The sequence below is a fragment of the Azonexus caeni genome, assembly GCF_048146105.1.
In the GTDB taxonomy this organism is placed as follows: Bacteria; Pseudomonadota; Gammaproteobacteria; order Burkholderiales; family Rhodocyclaceae; genus Azonexus; species Azonexus aromaticus_B.
On sequence record NZ_JBKJAD010000057.1, the window covers coordinates 1 to 1,367 of the forward strand.

At 47.4% G+C, this 1,367-nt stretch carries 1 protein-coding gene and 1 pseudogene; both read left to right on the forward strand.

The window, feature by feature from the left end; all coding sequences use genetic code 11:
- Window positions 1-179 (forward strand): annotated as a pseudogene (locus ACLIIZ_RS21040) (IS630-like element ISPa47 family transposase); the annotation flags it as partial.
- 199 nt (window positions 180-378) lie between these two features.
- Window positions 379-1,272, forward strand: coding sequence for a hypothetical protein (locus ACLIIZ_RS21045; RefSeq protein WP_416695651.1), 894 nt, complete (start codon window positions 379-381; stop codon window positions 1,270-1,272).
- Window positions 1,273-1,367 lie beyond the last annotated feature (95 nt).

The following is a 1,367-nucleotide window of genomic DNA, read 5'->3' on the forward strand; positions in this document are numbered from 1 at the left end:
AGCTCAACCCGGACGAGTATCTGAATTGCGACTTGAAGGCCTTGGTCCATGGCGGGAAGCCAGCCAAGAATCGGGACGAATTGGAATCGAAGGTGCGTGGCGCAATGATGAAAATACAGAATCGACCGGAACGGGTTATATCCTATTTCAAGCACCAGAAAATCCAATATGCTGCGTAATGAACCTATTGGATTGCCGGGTTAATATATCACGGTTATCATTTTTTAATTAGCATCAGGCTTTTTCGTTACGAGGCGTCGGACAAGCATCATTCATTCAAATGGAAAATTAAAAATGACACCCATAAAAATACTAATTTTGAATCTCTACTGCGCACTTTGCTTAACCTCAGCTGGATGCAACAGTCTGCAGCCGTTAATGCGTGATCAGGCAGAAAAAATTTCATCCGTCAGAATTAAGGCATTTATGCCTAGTGATTTGCCTACTTTTCGTGAGTTTTCCGGCAACTCATTAAGCGATGACCAAAACAAATTTAATAACGTTGTTGCTCCTTTGACATGGGAAAAAAATCCAGCCGCAGGAACAACTGGAGCCACCATGGTTGGAGGAGTGCTTGCCGCCGGGATCATTGCAGCATTAACTCATAATGAATCAGCTGTTCGCTATGAGAACGAAATCCGAAGTCTGGTGCCAACGTTCTATTCTTCTTTGGACCAAAATATTGCGGGAGATGAGCTAACCAGAAAACTCCAGGCGTTAGCATCAGAACCACGCGATATTCGCGTGGAGCGCTTTGATGTAGCAACCCCCACCAAAAACTCAGGCACAGCAATTGGTGGTAAAGCTGCCACGCTAACCATAAGTCTTGAGCAGATGGTTCCGCCAGATTTCTCCGGCCTCCGGATGAAAATGAGGGCGGAAGCCCGCGGCGCGGAGGGAAATTTGATTTTCTCCCAGAGCTTCTACTACCTTCCGAGCATGGAATTACCCGGCCAAAATTTGACTGAACGCGTGGCAGCATGGGGAGCCAACAACTCAAAGCTGTATCGCGACGAATTAAAACGCGGAATCGATGCCCTGTTCGGCGCACTTAATGTTGTCTTTCTCTCTTATCGCTCCCTGCCAGACGAAATAAAACTAGCAAGTGCCAAAGAGGCGCTATCAAAAGTGCAGTGCTACACACGTGACTATTTGGTTCCTATCCCGCCTAGCGCTTTCGATGACGGCAGACTTCTTGCGGAGAACAACAGCGGTTTCAAGATCGTCCGCCTAGCCAACAATGAAATCCTTGTTTTCCCGAACTGCCAATAGAAGAACTTTCAGTTGGTGTAGCCATCAATCCATGGCCCGATCGGCCGCCCGTTGCTCAGGCCCTATTGACTCGCCACGATAATGGATATCAGGGA